This is a genomic window from Pseudomonas putida, from assembly GCF_030159595.1.
Classification (GTDB): Bacteria; Pseudomonadota; Gammaproteobacteria; order Pseudomonadales; family Pseudomonadaceae; genus Aquipseudomonas; species Aquipseudomonas putida_AC.
The window spans coordinates 33,792-48,917 of record NZ_BSKJ01000006.1; the positions used below are offsets into that span (position 1 = coordinate 33,792).

The 15,126-nt window shown below is 62.9% G+C and carries 16 protein-coding genes; 7 read left to right on the top strand and 9 right to left on the bottom strand.

The features are described from left to right. Positions 1-58: 58 nt before the first annotated feature. Positions 59-2,203, bottom strand: a complete 2,145-nt coding sequence (dinG, locus tag QQL85_RS14765) for an ATP-dependent DNA helicase DinG (RefSeq protein WP_284354267.1) — start codon at positions 2,201-2,203, stop codon at positions 59-61. Positions 2,204-2,301: 98 nt separating this feature from the next. Between dinG and QQL85_RS14770 the strand changes: the two genes are divergently transcribed. Further along, positions 2,302-2,766: a CopD family protein gene (locus tag QQL85_RS14770; protein WP_284354268.1), complete on the top strand. Its 465-nt coding sequence runs from the start codon at positions 2,302-2,304 to the stop codon at positions 2,764-2,766. A 149-nt stretch (positions 2,767-2,915) separates the two neighbouring features. On the opposite strand, the gene QQL85_RS14775 is transcribed toward QQL85_RS14770, so the two are convergent. The 4 genes from QQL85_RS14775 to QQL85_RS14790 all read right to left on the bottom strand — a co-directional run bounded on the left by QQL85_RS14775 (position 2,916) and on the right by QQL85_RS14790 (position 5,542). Next, a complete protein-coding gene (locus tag QQL85_RS14775) occupies positions 2,916-3,674 on the bottom strand; it encodes a collagen-like protein (RefSeq protein ID WP_284354269.1) in 759 nt (252 codons plus the stop codon). Beyond that, positions 3,667-3,942 (bottom strand): DUF1145 domain-containing protein, encoded by a 276-nt coding sequence (locus QQL85_RS14780; RefSeq protein WP_284354270.1) that lies wholly within the window; start codon positions 3,940-3,942, stop codon positions 3,667-3,669. The genes QQL85_RS14775 and QQL85_RS14780 overlap by 8 nt, the downstream gene beginning before the upstream one ends. A gap of 98 nt (positions 3,943-4,040) precedes the next feature. Continuing rightward, positions 4,041-4,760, bottom strand: a complete 720-nt coding sequence (locus QQL85_RS14785; RefSeq protein ID WP_284354271.1) for an OmpA family protein — start codon at positions 4,758-4,760, stop codon at positions 4,041-4,043. 89 nt (positions 4,761-4,849) lie between these two features. Further along, positions 4,850-5,542 (bottom strand): OmpA family protein, encoded by a 693-nt coding sequence (locus QQL85_RS14790; RefSeq protein ID WP_016713781.1) that lies wholly within the window; start codon positions 5,540-5,542, stop codon positions 4,850-4,852. A 159-nt stretch (positions 5,543-5,701) separates the two neighbouring features. Between QQL85_RS14790 and QQL85_RS14795 the strand changes: the two genes are divergently transcribed. Genes QQL85_RS14795 through QQL85_RS14810 form a run of 4 tightly spaced genes read left to right on the top strand, consistent with a single transcriptional unit; the run spans position 5,702 to position 7,365 of the window. Then, positions 5,702-6,196 (top strand): DUF6231 family protein, encoded by a 495-nt coding sequence (locus tag QQL85_RS14795; protein ID WP_284354272.1) that lies wholly within the window; start codon positions 5,702-5,704, stop codon positions 6,194-6,196. 2 nt (positions 6,197-6,198) lie between these two features. Continuing rightward, positions 6,199-6,675, top strand: coding sequence for a YchJ family protein (locus tag QQL85_RS14800; RefSeq protein ID WP_284354273.1), 477 nt, complete (start codon positions 6,199-6,201; stop codon positions 6,673-6,675). Positions 6,676-6,677: 2 nt separating this feature from the next. Next, the gene (locus QQL85_RS14805) at positions 6,678-7,154 is read left to right on the top strand and encodes an LEA type 2 family protein (protein ID WP_284354274.1); all 477 of its coding nucleotides are present in this window, start codon (positions 6,678-6,680) and stop codon (positions 7,152-7,154) included. A gap of 7 nt (positions 7,155-7,161) precedes the next feature. Continuing rightward, entirely contained in the window at positions 7,162-7,365 is a 204-nt protein-coding gene (locus QQL85_RS14810) for an SEC-C metal-binding domain-containing protein (RefSeq protein WP_110679145.1), read from the top strand. A gap of 32 nt (positions 7,366-7,397) precedes the next feature. On the opposite strand, the gene QQL85_RS14815 is transcribed toward QQL85_RS14810, so the two are convergent. Genes QQL85_RS14815 through QQL85_RS14830 form a run of 4 tightly spaced genes read right to left on the bottom strand, consistent with a single transcriptional unit; the run spans position 7,398 to position 11,003 of the window. Next, positions 7,398-8,300 carry a pyridoxal-phosphate dependent enzyme gene (locus QQL85_RS14815; protein WP_284354275.1) on the bottom strand — a complete coding sequence of 301 codons (903 nt, stop codon included), beginning with the start codon at positions 8,298-8,300 and terminating at the stop codon, positions 7,398-7,400. Further along, a complete protein-coding gene (locus tag QQL85_RS14820) occupies positions 8,297-9,508 on the bottom strand; it encodes an MFS transporter (RefSeq protein WP_284354276.1) in 1,212 nt (403 codons plus the stop codon). Before QQL85_RS14820 ends, QQL85_RS14815 begins: the two co-directional genes overlap by 4 nt. Then, the gene (locus tag QQL85_RS14825; RefSeq protein WP_284354277.1) at positions 9,505-10,293 is read right to left on the bottom strand and encodes an alanyl-tRNA editing protein; all 789 of its coding nucleotides are present in this window, start codon (positions 10,291-10,293) and stop codon (positions 9,505-9,507) included. The genes QQL85_RS14820 and QQL85_RS14825 overlap by 4 nt, the downstream gene beginning before the upstream one ends. Then, positions 10,290-11,003 (bottom strand): serine O-acetyltransferase, encoded by a 714-nt coding sequence (locus QQL85_RS14830; protein WP_284354513.1) that lies wholly within the window; start codon positions 11,001-11,003, stop codon positions 10,290-10,292. The genes QQL85_RS14825 and QQL85_RS14830 overlap by 4 nt, the downstream gene beginning before the upstream one ends. A 171-nt stretch (positions 11,004-11,174) precedes the next feature. Here QQL85_RS14830 and QQL85_RS14835 point away from each other — a divergent pair, with 171 nt between their 5' ends. Then, positions 11,175-12,515, top strand: coding sequence for a PLP-dependent aminotransferase family protein (locus tag QQL85_RS14835; RefSeq protein ID WP_105945858.1), 1,341 nt, complete (start codon positions 11,175-11,177; stop codon positions 12,513-12,515). A gap of 103 nt (positions 12,516-12,618) precedes the next feature. Continuing rightward, positions 12,619-15,060, top strand: a complete 2,442-nt coding sequence (locus tag QQL85_RS14840) for a penicillin acylase family protein (protein ID WP_284354278.1) — start codon at positions 12,619-12,621, stop codon at positions 15,058-15,060. Positions 15,061-15,126 lie beyond the last annotated feature (66 nt).

Here is a 15,126-nt window from a genome sequence, read left to right on the forward strand (position 1 = left end):
GCCCAGATGGGCCCAAGACTGAGTAATGGACAACGCACCGGAGCAAGTGCTCCGGCAGTCAGGAAATCTCCCGCCGGAACGGCGGCAGCGCATTGAGAATAGCCTTGCCGTAGCGTTGGGTGACCAAGCGCCGGTCAAGCAAGGTGATGACGCCACGATCCTGCTCGGTACGCAGCAGACGGCCACAGGCCTGGATCAGTTTCAGCGAGGCGTCAGGCACGGCAATTTCCATGAACGGGTTGCCGCCGCGAGCCTCGATCCACTCCGACAAAGCGGCTTCCACCGGGTCGTCGGGCACGGAGAAAGGAATTTTGGCGATGACCACATGCTCGCAGTACGCCCCCGGCAGATCGACACCTTCGGCAAAGCTGGCCAGGCCGAACAACACACTGTGCTGGCCATCATCGACCCGTGCCTTGTGCTTGTTCAGGGTTTCCTGCTTGGACAGGTTGCCCTGGATCAGCACCAGCTTGCGCCAGTCACGGTCCAGGCCGTCGAACACATCCTGCATCTGCTTGCGTGACGAGAACAGCACCAGCGCGCCACGAGCATCTTCGACGATGTTCGGCAGCTCACGGATGATCGCCGCCGTGTGCGCCGCTGCATCGCGGGGGTCGGCCTGCAGGTCGGGGACGCGCAGCAAGCCGGCATCGCCATGCACGAACGGGCTGGGCACCACACAGGTGACCGCATCACGCGGCAAACCCGAGCGCATGCGGAAGCGGTCGAACTTGCCCAGCGCGGTCAATGTCGCCGAGGTCACCAGCGCGCCGTGGGCCACGCTCCACAGGCTGCGACGCAGCATTTCTGCGGCAAGGATGGGGCTGGCGTTGACTTCGATGTCGAACATCGCACCGCTCTCGGCCAACGTCAGCCAGCGAGCCATGGGCGGGCTGTCTTCCGGGTCTTCGGCGGTAAAGGCCGTCCACAGCTCCCAGTTACCCTGGGCGCGGGTGACCAGGCTGCCGAACAACGGGTACCACTCCTCGGCCTGGTGGCTGGCGATGCCAATGTTGACCTCGCCGTCCATGCCTTCCTTCAGCAGGTCGGCCAGGCGGGTGAACAGGTCGTTGAGGCGGGCAAAGCCCTTTTTCAGCTCGATGCCCACCTCGCGGATCTGTTCCGGCACCACGCCGCCCTCGAAGCGGTAACGCGGGCGTTCGCGGCCTTCGGTGTCCTCGCTGGGACGGAAGTCCGCAACCTGCTCGCACAGGGTGAACATGAACTGCTGCTGGGTGCGCACTTCCCGCGCCAGCTCGGGGACCTGCTCGATGTACTTGCCCAAGTCGCCGGGCAGCGGGTGCTGGGCCAGCAGTTTGGTCAGGTTCTTGGCCGTTTGTTCCAGCCAGTCGGACGTGGAGCGCAGGCGCGAATAGTGGGCGAAATGGCCAATGGCCTTGTCTGGCAGGTGGTGGCCTTCGTCGAACACATACATCGTGTCGCGCGGGTCGGGCAACACTGCGCCGCCACCCAGCGCCAGGTCGGCCAGCACCATGTCGTGGTTGGTGACGATCACGTCGACCTTGCCCATGCCTTCACGCGCCTTGTAGAACACGCACTGCTGGAAGTTCGGGCAGTGGCGGCCGGTGCACTGGCTGTGGTCGGTGGTCAGGCGTGCCCAGTCCTGGTCTTCCAGCGCCTCGGGCCAGCTGTCACGGTCACCGTCCCAGCGATTGCCGGCAAGCTTCTCGATCATGCTGTTGAACAGCTTCTGGGTGCGCTCGTCGACTTCGATGTGGAAGCCTTCTTCCTCGAACAACTGGGCAGTGGCCGACTGGGCGTGGCCCTCCTGCAACAGGATGTCGAGCTTGGACAGGCACAGGTAGCGGCCACGGCCCTTGGCCAAGGCGAAGCTGAAGTTGAGCCCGCTGTTGCGCATCAGGTCGGGCAAGTCCTTGAAGACGATCTGCTCCTGCAGGGCCACGGTCGCGGTGGCGATGACCAGGCGCTTGCCGGCGGCTTTGGCCGCTGGAATGGCCGCCAGGCTGTAGGCCACCGTCTTGCCGGTACCGGTGCCTGCCTCAACTGCCACCACGGCAGGCTCGCCGGCACGGCGTCCTTCATCGTCGCAGGCGATGTCGCCAAGCACCTTGGCCACCTCGGCGATCATCAGGCGCTGGCCATAGCGAGGCTTGAGGCTCTTGGCTTCGAGAAAACGCGAGTACGCGCCCTGGATGGTGGCTTTGAGTTCGGTGCTGATCATGGTCTGCAAGTGCCCGGAGGGCTGGATATATTTTCAGTGTTTCGTATGGGGCGGCTATCATACCCCGCTATTGCCCTTTATGCCGCACGGAGATCCGGATGCTCGCCTTTGCCCTGCCCTACACACTGCATGTTCTGGCTGCCCTGGTATGGGTCGGCGGCATGTTCTTCGCCTGGCTGGTGCTGCGCCCGGCAACGGTTACAGCCCTTGAAGGGCCTGCGCGGTTGCGCCTGTGGGTGGAAGTTTTCCGACGCTTCTTCGGCTGGGTCTGGCTGGCGGTGGCGATCTTGGCGATAAGTGGTATCGGCATGTTGCACATGCGTTTCAGCGGTTTCGAGACTGCGCCGAAGTATGTGCAGGTGATGATCGGCGGCGGGATCGCCATGTTTGCCTTGTTCATGCGCATTCAGGCGTTGCTGTTGCCCGAGCTAAAGGCAGCGGTGCAAGCGGAGGACTGGCCGACGGGGGCGGCTGTGCTGGGGCGGATTCGGCGGATGGTGGGGATCAACCTGCTGCTGGGGCTGGCTGTGGTTGCAGTGGCCAGTTCGCGGCTGATGCTCTGACAGGCTCTACGCGGTCCCTGTAGGAGCGGCCTTGTGTCGCGATGGGCTGCGCAGCAGCCCCAGGTTTCAGCGTTTCCACACAAATTGCTGGGGCTGCTGCGCAGCCCATCGCGACACAAGGCCGCTCCTACAGGGGGGCGCGGCGTGGTTCAGAGGCGCTGCAAGATCAACTCACCCGCTGCCCCCGCCAACCCTGGCTGGCCCGGCTGCCCCGGCCGGCCATTGGCCCCGGCGTCGGTGCTGTACACAAGGCAACCTTTACTCGCCCCGCCTTTACCCGCCTTGCCTGCCGCCCCGGCCTTGCCCGGTGCGCCGCCATCCAGGCGCACCACAATGTGCTCCTGCGGGAACCCTTGCGGCAGGCTCAGACGAATGCGCCCACCCGAGGCACCGTCGTGCCCGTTGCCGCCATTATCACCATTGGCACCGCGACTGGCTTGGCCCCATGCGCAACCACCTGCCCGGCCATTGGCACCATCAAGCCCCACATACCCCGGCGCACCGGCGCCGCCACGGGCATCGATCGCCACCCGCTCGGCATCCAGCTCAGCCAGTTTCAGGTCCAGGCTGCGGCCCGAGCGGGCTGCCCGCTGGTAGCTACCGGCGGCCCCTGGAGCACTGAATTCACTGCCTTCGCCCAACCTGGCGCTGCGCGCCTCGATCAGCAACGGGCTATCGGAGGGTGCAATGGCGATACGCGCATCACGCCCCAGCTCAAGCTGGTCGACCTTCAATTGCGCAAGCGAGGCAGGCAGCAGCAGGGTTGCCGAATCAGCGACACGCAAGTGCGTGAGGTGCACGCTGGCCGACTTGTCGGGCAGGCGCAGCATGGAATTTTCGGCGACTTCCAGGCTTTCGGCCTGAGCCAGAGGAGTGGCCAACATGGCCAGCAACATCAGATTACGCATTTCGCGGCGCCTCCTGCGCACGGGGAATGGACATGACATGAAAGATACCCGTCAACAGGATCTGCAAACGGTCGAACCAGCGGTGGCTGCGCCCACGCAGGCTGCCATTGAAGAACAGCACTTCGAGCAGGTGCAAGCCGAACAGGAAGATGCCAGTGGCCTTGATCAGCAGATTGAAGGGCAAAGGTTGTGGCATCAACTGATTGAACAACACCACCCCCCAGAAAGCGACCGTCAGGACCTTGCCCAGGCCCAGGATGAACTTCATACCCCGCCCCTATCGTTTGTTGTTATGTCGAGACGGCCCGATCGAGCGGGCCGTGCGACCCACATTAACTGCAATGCCAAGGCAGGCGCCAGCATCGCTCAGTTGAGGTGCAGCTCCACCCGTCGGTTGCGCGCGCGGCCCTCCTCGCTTTCGTTGTCGGTGACCGGCTCGCTCTCCCCACGCCCCTGGCTGGTGACCTTGCCCGGCTCCAGGCCCTGGCTGATAAGGTACTCGGCAACGCTGCTGGCACGGCGCTCGGAAAGTGCCTGGTTGTAGGTGTCGGACCCCACGCTGTCGGTGTGCCCGATCACGCTGACCTTGGCTACCGTCGGCGAATTGAGTTTCGCCACCAGGCCTTGCAGCCGCTGTTGGGCCGCCGGAGTCAGGTCGGCGGAATCGAAGGCAAACATCACCGCGCCGTTGTCATCGAGGATGATCACCTCAGGCGAAGGTTCAGGTGCAGTGGCAGGCGGCGCTGCCGGGTACACTTTCAACGGGCAACCCATGTGGTCGACTGCGGTGTTGGCGGGGGTGTCGGGGCAACGATCGCGGCGGTCGAAAATACCGTCGCCATCTTCGTCACCATCCTGGGCGTAGCAGATCAGCCCCCCGGTGATGGCGCCCAGGGCGCCGCCGCCTGCCGCCCAGGCAGAACTTTCGATAGCGCCCAGGCCGCCGCCAACCAGGCCGCCCAGCAGGCTGCAGATGGGCCAGGTCCTTTGGTTGAGGGGCGCGCTGCCATCACTGTGGGTAGCGCAGCCCGTGAGCAGGCTGGCAGCCACCAACAGCGGCAATGCCGCCTTCGACGTCACACTCATGCTGAATGCTCCTGTGTCATTGGCCACAAACGGCTGACCGGCATGAAGACGCGCCCGCGCCACTGCTCAAGGCACGGGCGCACGCCGTGTTACCGCTGGATCTTGATCTCGGTACGACGGTTCATGGCACGCCCTTCGGCCGTGGCATTGTCAGCCACCGGTTGGGTTTCACCAGCACCGACCACCGAAACAAAGCTGCTGCGCGGTACACCGCTCTCGACCAGGTAATCGGTCACCGAGTGGGCACGACGTTCGGACAGTTTCTGGTTGTAGCTGTCGGAACCGACGCTGTCGGTATGGCCGCTGACGCTCAGGCGGGCGGATGGCGCTTCCTGTTTCAGGCGAGTGGCAATGGTATTGAGGCGCTCTTTGTCGCGGGCGGTCAGCTTCGCAGAATCAAACTCGAAGTGCACATCGCGGATGACGATGACTTCTTCTTTCTGCACCACCACTTCCTCGACCACCGCTGCCGGCTCAGGCGGGCATCCGTTGGCATCGACCTGCACACCACGCGGGGTGCCAGGGCACTTGTCACGGCTGTCCGGCACGCCGTCGCCATCCTCGTCGCCATCGCCATGGGCCCAGCAGTAGCCCGCCGCCAGGCCACCGCCCAGCAACGCGCCCCAACCAGCCCAGCTGGAGCTTTCAATAGCGCCCAACGCGGCGCCGCCTACACCCCCGACGGCGGCACATTTCGGCCAGTCGGTTTTTTGCAAACCTGCACAACCAGTCAACACACTGGTGAGCAGTACCAGGGGTATCGCTGTGCGTACAATGCTCATTTCATTGCTTCTCCTAGGGGGAATCGGCATAAGGCCGATCTCTGGGAGTAAAGACCGCGCATTCCAACCCTGCCAGCAATAAGCCACGACGCGGTCACATGCCTCTTTGCCCGCAGGCCTCGGCCCGCTAGTCTTGGACGACTTGAACGAGGAATGGCAATGACCGAAGGTTTCTCCCAACGCACGCCGCAGCAGGCTTTGGCAGCCCTGCTGGAGCGATTTACCCCGAAACGCCTGCTGCTGGTGGGCACACGCTTCCCGGCGCTGGACGCTTTCGCCGAAGCGCACCCACAGGTGACCATCGCCACGGCTGCCCCAGGCCCGCTGCCGGCGGAGCTGGCAGCCCAGCGCTTTGACCTGGCGGTACTGGTGGACTGCCTGGAGCACCTGCCAAAACGCACCGGCCTGGAACTGCTCGGCGGCATTCGCAACCTCAATGCCAGCCGGGTTGCCGTGCTGGCCGACCTGGCTGCCTGCGGCTGGCAGGACACCGACTTTTTTGCCCTGGCCCTGTCGGCCAGCGAGAAATTCTGCCGTGACCAGCAGGTATTGAGCCTGTTCACCTATGATCTACATGACTACAAGCAGGTCCCGGACTGGCTCAACGCCAGGTTCTGGGCCAACCCTGAAAACTTCGGCAAGTACTGGTGGTGATGATGAGTGTCTCGGTCTGCCCTTGTGGCAGTGGCAACCTGCTTGACGCCTGCTGCGGGCATTACCATGCCGGTACCCCGGCGCCCGATGCCCAGGCGCTGATGCGCTCACGCTACAGTGCCTATGTGCTGGGCCTGGTCGACTACCTGGTGGCTACCACCCTGCCGGCCCAGCAAACTGACCTGGACCGTGCCGCCATGGCCGCGTGGAGCGCCCAGAGCACCTGGCTGGGCCTGGAGGTAGAAAGCGCGGAAGTGCTGGGCGGACAACCGGAACACGGCTTTGTCACCTTTACCGCACGCTGGCATGACCATGACGGCGACCACCAGCACCGTGAACGCTCGGCGTTCGTCCAGCATGCCGGGCGTTGGTACTTCATCGACCCTACGGTCGGGCTGAAGGCCGGGCGCAATGACCCCTGCCCCTGCGCCAGCGGGCAGAAGTTCAAGAAATGCTGTGCCAGTTATGTGGGGAACTGAACATGAATGCCCGCGCCCGTCTGCTGCTGCTCGGTGCGCTGATGGCATGGCTGACGGGCTGTGCCAGCTGGGGCGGTGACGACTGGCGCGAACCCGAGGTGCACCTGGTCGAGGTCGAAACGGTCAAGGCCAGGTTGCTGGAGCAGGAGTTCGTCCTGCACCTGCGCGTCGACAATCCCAATGACAGCCGCCTGTTCATCCGCAACCTGTCGTATGCCGTACGCCTGAACGACCTGCTGCTGGTGCAGGATGAAACCAGCGTATGGCGCAGCGTGGGCGGACATGCCCGGCGCACCTTCAAGATCACCGCGCGAACCAATCTGTGGCAACACCTGAAGCCACTGGCCAAGCTGCTAAGAAGCAAGCAACCGCTGCATTACACCCTGCAGGGCGAGCTGGCGACCGGGCTGCTTATCCATCGAGACCTGCACTTATCGCGCAGTGGTGAGATAATCCCCGGCGATCTCATCCCGGAGTAACCCTGCAATGTCCCAACAACCCCACGTTCATGGCCCTGACTGCAACCACGACCATGATCACCACCATGACCATGACCATGGCCATGTACACGGTCCGCACTGCAACCACGGCCACCAGGAGCCGGTACGCAACGCCCTGAAAGACGTTGGCCGTAACGACCCGTGCCCGTGCGGTAGCGAGAAGAAGTTCAAAAAGTGCCACGGCGCCTGATCTGACGTTGCCCCCCTGCTGAGGGCCTTGGCCTAGGCGGCCTTACGCCGGGTCGCCCCCAGCAGGTCCTGGTACCAAAGGCCGGCGTCATAGGCGATGGTAACCACAGTGGTCCCGGCATACCGCGGATGCTGGGCCATGCGCTGAGCAACGGCCAGGCAGGCAGCGGCGGTATTACCCACGAAAATGCCACTTTGCATGTAGAACCAGCGCTGTGCAGCCAGCATCTCTGCGTGTTGCACCTGGGCCCGCTCGTCCACCAGCGACCAGTCCATGAAGGGCGGGCAAACCCCCACCGCCATGCCTTCGAAGCGATGATCCGCAAACACACCCGCCCTTGAGTCACACCCACAGGGGTCGACCAACACCGTCGACACCTCGAAACCGTGATCTTTCAGCCCCAGCGTAATACCCGTGAAACTTGCCCCCGTACCCGCACAGCCAACAAACAGGACTTCCCGCCCTACTCCGGCGTTGGTCAGTTGTACGGCCAGCTCGCTGGCGGTCTGGTAACGATGGGCTTCGATGCCCACCGGGTTGTTGAACTGATCGGTATAGAAGTATGACTTGCCCAGCGCGGCCTGGTTATCCAGGTGATGCATCACCACATCCTTGGGTGTGGCGCCGGCCATCAGCATTTCCTTGCCAATCAGCCGGGCACCGAAACACTCGAGCAAATCCCGCTTGGTCTGGCTGAAACTCAACCCGACCGCCAGCTCCACGGCGACCTGGTACTTGTGACACGCCGCCAGCAAGCCGAAACCGAAACTGCCACCGGTTTTCTCGATGACAGTTGTCACCCCGGGAATGATGTCGCCATTACGCACGGCATGCTCGACGATGCGCCGGGCCGCCCGGTATTTGTGGCTGCCACCCGGGTTGTTCATTTCCAGCTTGGTGTAAATGCGATCGCTGACGCTGATGAGCTCGCTCATTTGCGGCTACCTTCCATTGAAGTATGCAGGCAGGCCTTTTTCTGCAGCAGGCCGGCAGTGGCAACCAGCAGCCCGATGCAAAGGGCCATGCAGATGGCATTGGTGCCGTCCCAGCCGACCGTGCTCAGTAACAGCGAAGGGCTGAACGCACCGAGGGTGGCGAAGATGGCGATGGCCAGGTCGTTCTTGCCCTGCATCTGCATCGCTGCTGGGCTGTTCTGCAGCGACTGGGCCAGCAAGGCGCCGCCGCCTACATACGTCAGGTTCCAACCCAGCCCGAGGGCAATCAGTGCCAAGGTCATCATCGCGTAGCTGTGCGACCAGATATTCATGGCCGAGCACCCGATCAACAGGACCAGGCCCGCGCAAATGGTGGTCCTGATACCCAACCGCTGGATGATTGCACCGGTGAAGAACGACGGGGCAAACATGGCAATCACATGCCACTGGATCGCCAGGCGCACGTCAGAGAAGTCCTCGTGCATGTGTTTCATGTGCATCGAGGCCTGGATCATCAGCAGGTTCATGATCGCGTAGCTCAGCGCAGCAACGCCCATTGCCACCACCACGCTCGGGCTTGACGGTTCGGTGCGTGTGCTGGCCGACCGGGCGGCGCTGTTGACCGTACTGGCCATGCCGCCATCGTTTGGCAGGCACAGGGCAATCAGCAGTGACAGCAGCGCCAGGCCGACAAACGCGGCATAACACAGCGAAAACAGTGGATAGCCGCCAACGTCCCGCAGCCACTCGGTGAGCGTCGGCCCGACCACCGCCGCGATGACGCCCCCTGCCACGACCAGCGAAAGGGCTTTGGGCTTCAACGCTTGGGATAGATTGTCGGTGGCCGCGAACCGGTTGAAGTTGGCGAACGCGATATACACACCCAATGCAGAATGGCTAAGTACCAGCGTTGCAAAATGCTGGTGCTCCACCGCCAGAAAACCGCTGATGCCAGACAAGGCCAAGGGAATGGCGCCCAGCATGAAGGCCTTTTTGCGGCCGATGCGGCTCATCAGCCTGGAAACCGGGTAGGTTGCCAGCATCAGGCTCAGAAACTGAAACCCGTACGGCACCGTGGACCACGCGGCATCAGGCGCCAACGCCGCGCCGACAATGGCGGCCATGGTCACTGACATGACCGCGGTGGTCAGGTTGATCGACTGTGCGGTGAAATACAGGTAGGTGCGCCGCGGTAACGTGCTGTTCATAGTGCGTGCCCGTGATAGGTGGACAGGTCGATTTCGGCATCGGGGAACGCGCAGATCAGCCGCTCCTTGCCTTTGCCCAGGCGTTTGCGCCTGACGCTCAGGCGCCCGATACGCCCAGGTGAATCGAGGTGTGTGCCACCGCACGGAATCTCGATACCGTTGTAGGTCCACAAGCGCGCGTCTTCCAGGCCCTCAACCGCATAGTGCTCGATGGGTGCATCGCAGCCGATCAATTCGTTGGCCCGCCGTTCTATTTCAACCACCTCTTCGGCCGTGAAAGCGTCCTCGACCAGGAAGTCGAAACGTGCCGAATCCTCTTTGATGTGGCAGCCGATGGTCCATTGCTGCAGCTCTTCACGCAGCCCGATGGCAGCGGCATACAGGAAGTGACTGGCACTGTGAGACAGCGTCAGCCGTTCGCGCCGTGCAATATCGATGGTGATGCGTGCCGGCATGCCTGGCGTGACGTCATCCAGCAGGTGCAAGTCATCAGGGTGCAGGCTGTGAATAATGATGCCGCCCAGTTTTCCGCCTTTGAAACCTTCGAGGCGAATGGGGCTTCCATAGAGTTTTTTAACCCAAATAAATCGTACGGTACCGATGGGCAGTTCAATCGTGCCGACGTCTGCCTCCTGGCCGCCACCTTCCGGATAGGCCACGGTACTCTGCAACTCTATACCGTCACTGTGCACCCGCGTTACTTGAGTATTCGCGCCCGCCAGGTATTGGTCTTTGTAATACAGTTTTTCGGTATTGCGTAAAACTTCATAGTTCAGAGCGTTCATGATTCAAGTACCACCTGCAATGATGTTTTTACCTGTACCCGGGCGGAGGCAGGAACGTCGTTGGTAATAATGCAGCCTGGCCCGATGAATGCGCCGTCGCCGACATGGATAGCGCCCAGCACACTGGCGAAAGCGCCAATCTGTACCCGGTTGCCCAAGGTGGGATGCCTGGGGCTCGAAGGGTTGCCACTGATACCGCGGGCGCCCAGGGTCACGCCGCCCAGCACATAGCAATCGTCACCGATGGTCGAGGTTTCGCCTATGACGGTGCCCATACCGTGATCGATGATGAAACGTGCACCAATACGGCTGCGGAAGTGGATCTCCGCCCCGGAGAGCATTTTTCCGCGCCTGGAGATCATGGCCGCCAGGCATTGGCCGCCGGCGCCGTAGGCAGCAGCGGTATTGTTGTAGATCCAATGGGCAAGCCGATAATGCAGAACCGCAGAATAAGAGGTGTACGTTCTTGCAATGAATACCAGGTCGCGGCCAGCTGCCGGGTCTTTCAGGGCAAAGGCCTGCAAGTCGGCATGGGCTTGTTCGGTGACGCATTGAATAACCGCAGTTTCTTTAAACGCTTCGAATTCATCAACTGAACAACACTCCAATAGCGCCGATGTAACAAGGTTCCTTACAACCTTGAATGTTTCCAGTTCATCAGGCACAGGTAGCCTGGCAATGACGGCTGATTGCATATCCATAGAGTGCATGGGCTCGATATCCAGTTGTCTGGTTGAACAGACGCTTAAGGTGCTGCCTTTGCGGGCAACCAACACTTCCGACAAGGGGATAGTGGCAGGTACTGGCCATTTGCAAACGAACAGTCGACAAGCATTTCCGTTAACTGTTAGGATTTTTTTTCTAACGGTTTGAGACCTGCCATGAACACCAGCAGCCTTCATCACCAGTTGAGACAACGCCTGGATGCAGGGGAGTGGCTGCCTGGGCAGCGCATGCCCTCCATCAGGAAACTGACAGCTGCGGTCGACTTCAGTTACCACGACGTTGTCTCGGCCTACGCCCAACTGGTCAGCGAAGGTGTGTTGACGGCTTCGCCGGGCAGAGGCTACTTCGTCGCGACCCGGTCACGGCAAACCGGTGTGATCCACGAACCCGAGTGCATGGCGGGCGACCCGCTCTTCAAGTTGCTGCAAGGCGGCCAGCACTACACCAAGCTGGGCAGCGGCTGGCTCCCCCCCGCCTGGCGTGACACCGAGCTGCTGGCCAAGGCCATTCGCCGCACGGCGCGGCTGGAGCAAAGCTCGCTGGCCGAGTACGGCGATATCCAGGGCTACCTGCCCATGCGCAAACAGCTGTGCGTGCACATGAAGCGGCTGACCCGTGTCGATGTCCGCCCCAACCAGTTGCTGACCACACTGGGCGCCACACAAGGCCTGGACCTGGTTGCGCGGCTGCTGATCAAGCCAGGCGACCACGTTTTCGTCGACGAGCCGGGTAACGGCAACCTGATCAAGCTGATCCAGCTGGCGGGCGGGCACGTTGTCGGCATACGGCGGACCCAGGACGGGCCGGACGTGGAAGAGATGAAAACCTACCTGGCCAGGCACAAGGTCAAGGCATTTTTCTGCAACAGCACCTTCCACAACCCTACCGGCAGCAACATCAGCCCGCACAACGCCTTCAGCGTCCTGCGCCTGGCGGTAGAGCACGAGTTCTTCGTGGTCGAGGACGATGTGTATGGCGACTTCAGCCCGGCCGTACGCCAGACCTTTGCCGAGCTGGACAACCTTGACCGGGTCATCTACATCGGCAGTTTCTCCAAATGCCTGTCAGCATCGCTACGCGTGGGTTTCATCGCCTGCTCACAAGACCTGATCGAACCGCTGACACGCCTGAAACTACTGACCTGTGTCGCCGTCCCCGCGTTTTGCGAACGCTTCGTCAACACCATATTGTCGGATGGCACCTATGCCCGGCACATGAATGATGTGCAGCAGCGCCTGATCAGGCAGCAGGTCCAGACCCAGCGCCTTCTGATCGAGCGAGGCTGGCAGTTTGAAATCGCACCGCAAGGGGGGATGTTCCTCTGGGTCTACCACCCGGACCTACCAGACCTGCAACCCCTGGTGCGCAAACTGGAACAAAACAAGATCCTGCTGATGCCCGGCTCGGCGTTCGCCGTCACCCGTGACTACCGGCGCTATGCGCGCATCAATTGCACGCACTTTTCCGAGACGTTGGCAGACCACTTCAACGTTTGAGGCGGCGCTGGCAAATAAACCGACCTGGGACCTTGCATGGCGCCTGCGCGCTTACTACCTTAGCGCCTTTCGAAACCCGCCACGCCTTGCAGGAGCCCTTGTCATGGCCGCCCCCGCCTTTCCTCCCTTCCGCCCGCGGTTCGCAACCGCTGCCACGCTGCTCGGCATGCTCGGGCTGGCTGGCTGCCAGACGGGCGGCTACCAGGACAGCGTGCCACCGACCAGCGGCATGCAGCCGCTCAAGGGCCTGGCGCAGAACGTCTCGGTACGCCGCAACGCCATGGGCGCCCCGCTGATCGAAAGCAGCAGCTTCCATGATGCGCTGTTCAGCCTGGGCTATGTGCATGCCGGTGACCGTATCGAGCAGATGGTCGCCATGCGCCTCTTGGCCCAAGGCCGCCTGGCCGAACTGGCCGGCAGCGAAGCGCTGGACATCGACCGCCTGATGCGCGCGGCCAACCTCAAGCAAAGCGCCGCCCAGCAGTACGCCGACGCCTCGCCACGGCTCAAGCGCTTTTTCGAAGTGTACGCACGCGGGGTCAACGCCTACCTGTTCCGCTATCGCGACAAGCTGCCGGCCGGCCTGGCCAGCAGTGGCTATCGCCCGGAATACTGGAAGCCCGAAGACTCGGCGCTGATCTTCAACCTGTACGCGTTCAGCCAATCGGTGAACCTGCAGGAAGAATTGAGTGCCCTGACCCTGGCGCAGAAAGCCGGCAGCGACAAGCTGGCCTGGCTGCTGCCCGGCGCCCCGGACGAGCCATTGGCCGAAAGCGAGGTGGACAAGCTCAAGGGCCTGAACCTGGCCAGCCAGCTGCCTGGCCTGCCAGCGCTGGCGGCTGCCAGCCAGAAACTGGCCGACCTCGACCTGCTCGGCAGCCCGGGCTCGGCCAACCTGGCCCTGGCCCCCCAGCGCAGCCGCAGCGGCAAGAGCCTGCTGGCCAGCGACAGCCGCGCGGCCTGGGCCCTGAGCCCGGTACAGATTCATACCGGCAAGTACCAGGTTGCCGGCCTGTCGTTACCAGGCTTGCCGATCGTGCTGGCCGGTTACAACGGCAAACTGGCCTGGAGCAGCAGCGCCGTGATGGCCGACAACCAGGACCTCTACCTGGAACAACTGCGTCGCCAAGGCAGCCAGCTGAGCTACCTAGCCGACGGCAAATGGCTGCCGGCCCGCGCCCGTAGCGAAACGTTCTTCGTCCGTGGCCAGCGCCCGCTGCGCGAGGTGATGTATGACACCCGCCACGGCACCCTGCTGGCCCAGCCAGACAACGCCAGCCTGGGCCTGGCGCTGAACCTGCCGCAGTTCAAGGGCGACCGCAGCCTGGATGCGCTGTTCGACCTGACCCGGGCCAGGAACGTGGAACGCGCCTTCGACAGTACCCGCGAAGTGACCGCCGCTGCCCTCAACTTCGTCTTCGCTGAGCCCGAGCACATTGGCTGGCAAGTCAGTGGCCGCTACCCCAACCGCCGCGAAGGCCAGGGCCTGCTGCCCTCACCGGGCTGGGACGGGCGCTACGACTGGGACGGCTATGCCGACCCGATGCTGCACCCGTACGACCAGGACCCAACCGCTGGCTGGATCGGCCATGCCAACCAACGCAGCCTGCCGCGCGGCTACGGTATGCAGCTGTCCAGCACCTGGTACTACCCTGAACGCGCCGAACGCCTGGCCCAGCTGGCCGGCAATGGCCGCCACGACAGCCGCAGCCTGATGGCCCTGCAGAACGACCAGGTGACCCTGCTGGCCGACAAGCTCAAGCAGATGTTCGACGCCCCCGGCATGGCCCAGCCCTTGAAGCAAGCGATCGACGCCCTGCCTGCCGCACAGCGCGACAAGGCCCGCGACACGCTGGCCCGGCTCAAGGCCTTCGATGGCCGCCTGAGCCCGGTGTCGGCAGATGCCGCGCTGTACGCGCTGTTCTTGCAGGAAGTAGCGCGGCAGACCTTCCTCGATGACCTGGGTCCAGAGTCCGGGCCAGCCTGGCAGGCGTTCGTCAACAATGCACGCTTGTCATTCTCGGCGCAGGCCGATCACCTGCTGGGCCGCGACGACAGCCCGTTCTGGGATGACCGCAACACCCCGCAAAAAGAAGACAAGCCAGCCATCCTCGCCCGCAGCCTGGCCGGCGCAATGGATGCCGGTACCGCACAACTGGGCGACGACCGCCGCGCCTGGCAGTGGGGCAAGCTGCACCAGTACCGCTGGCCAGCACCGGCCTACCATGGCCTGGGCGACGCCATCAACCGCTCACCGCTGGCTGCAGGTGGCGACTTCACCACCCTGGCCCTGACGCCGTACGCCTGGGGCAGCGACTTCGACACCCGCCTGCCGGCCTCTGCGCGGATGATCGTCGACTTTGGCCAGGCAGAACCGTTGCAAGTGCTGACCAGCAGCGGCCAGTCTGGTAACCCGGCAAGCGTGCACTACAGCGATGGGCTGGATGCCTGGTTCAAAGGCCGGTTCATGAGCCTGCCGCTGCAGCAGCAGAACTTCGGGCGGGCGTATGGCAACCAGCGCTTGACCTTGGTGCCTGGCAAGTAAGCCTTCGGTCCGAGCCGCCAGCTGTGGCGGCTCAGGCTTTAAACAGCTACGACTGAAAGCTCGATC

Excerpts from the sequence above, each read along its gene's own strand:
- dinG (WP_284354267.1), bottom strand. The coding sequence starts at position 2,203 with ATGATCAGCACCGAACTCAAAGCCACCATCCAGGGCGCGTACTCGCGT.
- QQL85_RS14770 (WP_284354268.1), top strand. The coding sequence starts at position 2,302 with ATGCTCGCCTTTGCCCTGCCCTACACACTGCATGTTCTGGCTGCCCTG.
- QQL85_RS14775 (WP_284354269.1), bottom strand. The coding sequence starts at position 3,674 with ATGCGTAATCTGATGTTGCTGGCCATGTTGGCCACTCCTCTGGCTCAG.
- QQL85_RS14780 (WP_284354270.1), bottom strand. The coding sequence starts at position 3,942 with ATGAAGTTCATCCTGGGCCTGGGCAAGGTCCTGACGGTCGCTTTCTGG.
- QQL85_RS14785 (WP_284354271.1), bottom strand. The coding sequence starts at position 4,760 with ATGAGTGTGACGTCGAAGGCGGCATTGCCGCTGTTGGTGGCTGCCAGC.
- QQL85_RS14790 (WP_016713781.1), bottom strand. The coding sequence starts at position 5,542 with ATGAGCATTGTACGCACAGCGATACCCCTGGTACTGCTCACCAGTGTG.
- QQL85_RS14795 (WP_284354272.1), top strand. The coding sequence starts at position 5,702 with ATGACCGAAGGTTTCTCCCAACGCACGCCGCAGCAGGCTTTGGCAGCC.
- QQL85_RS14800 (WP_284354273.1), top strand. The coding sequence starts at position 6,199 with ATGAGTGTCTCGGTCTGCCCTTGTGGCAGTGGCAACCTGCTTGACGCC.
- QQL85_RS14805 (WP_284354274.1), top strand. The coding sequence starts at position 6,678 with ATGAATGCCCGCGCCCGTCTGCTGCTGCTCGGTGCGCTGATGGCATGG.
- QQL85_RS14810 (WP_110679145.1), top strand. The coding sequence starts at position 7,162 with ATGTCCCAACAACCCCACGTTCATGGCCCTGACTGCAACCACGACCAT.
- QQL85_RS14815 (WP_284354275.1), bottom strand. The coding sequence starts at position 8,300 with ATGAGCGAGCTCATCAGCGTCAGCGATCGCATTTACACCAAGCTGGAA.
- QQL85_RS14820 (WP_284354276.1), bottom strand. The coding sequence starts at position 9,508 with ATGAACAGCACGTTACCGCGGCGCACCTACCTGTATTTCACCGCACAG.
- QQL85_RS14825 (WP_284354277.1), bottom strand. The coding sequence starts at position 10,293 with ATGAACGCTCTGAACTATGAAGTTTTACGCAATACCGAAAAACTGTAT.
- QQL85_RS14830 (WP_284354513.1), bottom strand. The coding sequence starts at position 11,003 with ATGCACTCTATGGATATGCAATCAGCCGTCATTGCCAGGCTACCTGTG.
- QQL85_RS14835 (WP_105945858.1), top strand. The coding sequence starts at position 11,175 with ATGAACACCAGCAGCCTTCATCACCAGTTGAGACAACGCCTGGATGCA.
- QQL85_RS14840 (WP_284354278.1), top strand. The coding sequence starts at position 12,619 with ATGGCCGCCCCCGCCTTTCCTCCCTTCCGCCCGCGGTTCGCAACCGCT.